Annotated in this window: 2 protein-coding genes and 2 pseudogenes; all 4 read left to right on the forward strand. The window is 70.4% G+C overall.

Translation table 11 applies throughout. The annotated features are described in order from the left end of the window. The coding region (locus V7E45_RS39965) for an alpha-glucosidase C-terminal domain-containing protein (RefSeq protein ID WP_333779200.1) at nt 1-429 on the forward strand (429 nt) is incomplete at its 5' end. Further along, nucleotides 426-2,385, forward strand: a pseudogene (locus V7E45_RS39970) (maltose alpha-D-glucosyltransferase). The gene V7E45_RS39965 and the pseudogene V7E45_RS39970, both read left to right, overlap by 4 nt. Before the next feature lie 89 nt (nt 2,386-2,474). Further along, on the forward strand, nt 2,475-3,890 hold the full coding sequence (locus tag V7E45_RS39975) for a maltokinase N-terminal cap-like domain-containing protein (protein ID WP_333779201.1): 1,416 nt from the start codon (nt 2,475-2,477) through the stop codon (nt 3,888-3,890). After that, nucleotides 3,887-4,134, forward strand: a pseudogene (locus V7E45_RS39980) (hypothetical protein); the annotation flags it as partial. The gene V7E45_RS39975 and the pseudogene V7E45_RS39980, both read left to right, overlap by 4 nt.

A 4,134-nucleotide genomic window follows, 5' to 3' on the forward strand; every position in this document is an offset into this window, starting at 1 on the left:
GAGAAGTACCAGCTCAAACCCCGCGACTGGGAAGCCGCCGCCCGCGAGGGCCGCACCCTGGCCCCCCTCATCACCCGGCTCAACACCGTCCGCCGGGAGCACCCCGCGCTACAGCGCCTGCGGAACCTCCGCTTCCACCGGACCGACAACGACCAGGTGCTCGCCTACAGCAAGAGCACGGGCCCGGACACGGTCATCGTGGTCGTCAACCTCGACCCGCACCACACCCAGGAGGCCACGGTCTCGTTGGACATGCCGCAACTCGGCCTGGAATGGGACGACACCCTGTCCGCGCGCGACGAACTGACAGGGGAGACCTACCACTGGGGCAGGACCAACTACGTGCGCCTCACGCCCGGCCGGACGCCGGCGCACGTGCTCCATGTCGGGCGATCGACGCCACAGATCGGAGGGCCCTCAGCGCCATGACTGTCAACGACCCCGTGCCGGACACCTTCGAGGACACCCCCGCCAAGGACCGGGATCCGGAGTGGTTCAAGCGCGCCGTCTTCTACGAGGTCCTGGTCCGCTCCTTCCAGGACAGCGACGGCGACGGCATCGGCGATCTCAAGGGCCTGACCTCGAAACTCGACTATCTGCAATGGCTGGGTGTCGACTGCCTGTGGCTGCCGCCGTTCTTCAAGTCGCCGCTGCGTGACGGCGGTTACGACGTCTCCGACTACACCTCGGTACTGCCCGAGTTCGGCGACCTCGCCGACTTCGTGGAGTTCGCGGACGCCGCGCACCAGCACGGCATGCGCGTGATCATCGACTTCGTCATGAACCACACCAGCGACCAGCACCCGTGGTTCCAGGAGTCCCGCACGAACCCCGACGGCCCCTACGGCGACTACTACATGTGGGCCGACGACGACAAGCAGTACGAGGACGCGCGGATCATCTTCGTGGACACGGAGGTCTCCAACTGGACCTTCGACCCCGTGCGCGGCCAGTACTACTTCCACCGCTTCTTCTCCCACCAGCCGGACCTCAACTACGAGAACCCGGCCGTGCAGGAGGAGATCCTGGCCGCGCTGAAGTTCTGGCTTGACCTGGGCATCGACGGATTCCGTCTGGACGCCGTGCCGTACCTGTACNCCGCGCTGAAGTTCTGGCTTGACCTGGGCATCGACGGATTCCGTCTGGACGCCGTGCCGTACCTGTACGCGGAGGAGGGCACCAACTGCGAGAACCTCCCCGCGACCCACGAGTTCCTGAAGCGGGTGCGCAAGGAGATCGACGCCCAGTACCCGGACACCGTGCTGCTGGCCGAGGCCAACCAGTGGCCCGAGGACGTCGTCGACTACTTCGGCGACTACCGGTCCGGCGGCGACGAGTGCCACATGGCGTTCCACTTCCCGGTCATGCCGCGCATCTTCATGGCCGTGCGCCGCGAGTCCCGCTATCCCGTCTCGGAGATCCTCGCCAAGACCCCGGCGATCCCCTCCAACTGCCAGTGGGGCATCTTCCTGCGCAACCACGACGAGCTGACCCTCGAAATGGTCACCGACGAGGAACGCGACTACATGTGGGCCGAGTACGCGAAGGACCCGCGTATGCGCGCCAACATCGGCATCCGCCGCCGCCTCGCCCCCCTGCTCGACAACGACCGCAACCAGATCGAGCTGTTCACCGCCCTGCTGCTGTCCCTGCCCGGCTCGCCGATCCTCTACTACGGCGACGAGATCGGCATGGGCGACAACATCTGGCTCGGCGACCGCGACGCGGTACGCACCCCCATGCAGTGGACCCCCGACCGCAACGCCGGCTTCTCCTCCAGCGACCCCGGACGCCTCTTCCTGCCCACGATCATGGACCCGGTCTACGGCTACCAGGTNGTGGACCCCCGACCGCAACGCCGGCTTCTCCTCCAGCGACCCCGGACGCCTCTTCCTGCCCACGATCATGGACCCGGTCTACGGCTACCAGGTGACGAACGTCGAGGCGTCCATGTCCTCGCCCTCGTCCCTGCTGCACTGGACCCGCCGCATGATCGAGATCCGCAAGCAGAATCCTGCCTTCGGACTGGGGTCCTACGACGAACTGCAGTCCTCGAACCCGGCGGTGATCGCGTTCCTGCGCGAGTACGAGGACGACCTGGTGCTGTGCGTGCACAACTTCTCGCGGTTCGCGCAGCCCACCGAGCNCTCGAACCCGGCGGTGATCGCGTTCCTGCGCGAGTACGAGGACGACCTGGTGCTGTGCGTGCACAACTTCTCGCGGTTCGCGCAGCCCACCGAGCTGGACCTGAGCCGGTTCGGCGGGCGGCACCCGGTCGAGCTGTTCGGCGGGGTGCGCTTCCCCGCCATCGGCGAGCTGCCGTACCTGCTGACCCTGGCGGGCCACGGCTTCTACTGGTTCCGGCTGCGCAGGGAAGCCGCATAGGGAAGACCCCGCGTGGGGCGGTTTCCCCCGCCCCACCCGGGGCACGCAACAGTGACACCCCGACGACCCGGGGAAAGGACGTGACGCCCGTGGCGGAAACGGTCACCCCCTTCGGCACCACCCCCTCATCCGGCCACCCCCTCGCCTCGCTCGAACCGCTGTTGTGCGAATGGCTGCCCCGGCAGCGCTGGTTCGCCGGCAAGGGACGCCCGGTCACCGGGCTCACCCCGGTGGCCGTCACCGAACTGCTGCCGCCCGACGGCCGGATCGGGCTCTACCACCTGCTCGTGCGCGTCCACCAGCCACCCGTGCTGGGTGCGCCACCGCACCCCGGCGACTGCTACCAGCTCCTCATAGGCGTGCGCGAGGCGCTGCCGCCCCGGCTGGCGCCCGCGCTCATCGGACATGTCACGGAGGGGCCGCTGGCCGGCCGCACCGTGTACGAGGCCCTGTACGACCCCCGGCCCGCCGACGTGCTCCTGGAGGCCCTGCGCACCCAGGCGCGCATCGGCGGGCTGCGTTTCGACCGGGACCCGAGCCAGGAGATCCGGGACGGACTCGTGGCGCGCGTGATGACCGCCGAGCAGTCCAACTCGTCGATCGTCTATGGCGATACGTTCATCCTGAAGCTGCTGCGCCGGGTGGTCCCCGGTGTCAACCCCGATCTGGAGATACCGCTGGCGCTGGCCCGCGAGGGCTGTGCCCGGGTGCCCGCGCCGACGGGCTGGCTCCATGCCGAGCTGGACGCCGACTCGTACGTGCTGGCCGTGCTCCAGCCGTTCGTGAGCGGGGCCGCGGACGGCTGGGAGCTGGCGCTGCGCGAGCTGGCCAAGGGCGAGGACTTCGTCGCGGAGGCCCGGTCGCTGGGCCGGGCCACCGCCGAGGTGCACACCGCCCTCTCCCGCGCCCTGCCGACGGTCACCCTGGGCCAGGCCCAGCTCGGGCTGCTGGTCGACGGCATGACCGAGCGCCTCGAGGCGGCCGTCCAGGCGGTGCCAGCGCTGCGGCCGTACGAGCCGGGGCTGCGCTCCGCCTTCCAGGCGCTGGCCGACCTGGCCGCCGAGGGGCGCACCTGGACCGCCCAGCGCGTCCATGGTGATCTGCACCTCGGCCAGTGCCTGCGCTCGCCGTCCGGCGCGTGGTCCCTCATCGACTTCGAGGGCGAGCCCGCCCGGCCGCTGGCCGAGCGGCGCATGCCGCAGCCGGTGCTGCGGGACATCGCCGGGATGCTGCGCTCCTTCGACTACGCCGCCCACTCGGCGAGTCCGCCGGCTCCGGAGTGGGCCCACCGGTGCCGGTCGGCGTACTGCGCCGGGTACGCGGAGGTCGCCGGCCGCGACCCGCGCACCGATCCGGTGCTGCTGCGGGCCTATGAGACCGACAAGGCCGTCTACGAGGTCGTCTACGAGGCCCGGCACCGCCCCGACTGGCTGGCGGTCCCCCTCTCGGCGGTACGCCGCCTCGCCACGTCCGACCCGACCCTCGCCCGGGAGACCAGTCCGTGACGAAGAAGTCAGCCACCTCGAAGCACAAGTCCGGCAAGAGCAAGACCGAGAAGACCGATAAGAGGCCCGCGGAGAAGGCCACGAGGGCCGACGCCGGAACGCAGGCCGCCGGAACGCAGGCCACCGGGACGCGGGCCGCCCAGCCGGGCGAACCCGCCGCGGTCCCGGGCGCCCGCGCACCGGAGCCCACCGCGGCCGCGAGCGCGCCCCCGCCCTCCGCGGACCCGGCCGCGGTGGGCACCGG

Origin of the sequence: Streptomyces sp. IBSBF 3136, assembly GCF_036815105.1 — a bacterium.
In the GTDB taxonomy this organism is placed as follows: Bacteria; Actinomycetota; Actinomycetes; order Streptomycetales; family Streptomycetaceae; genus Streptomyces.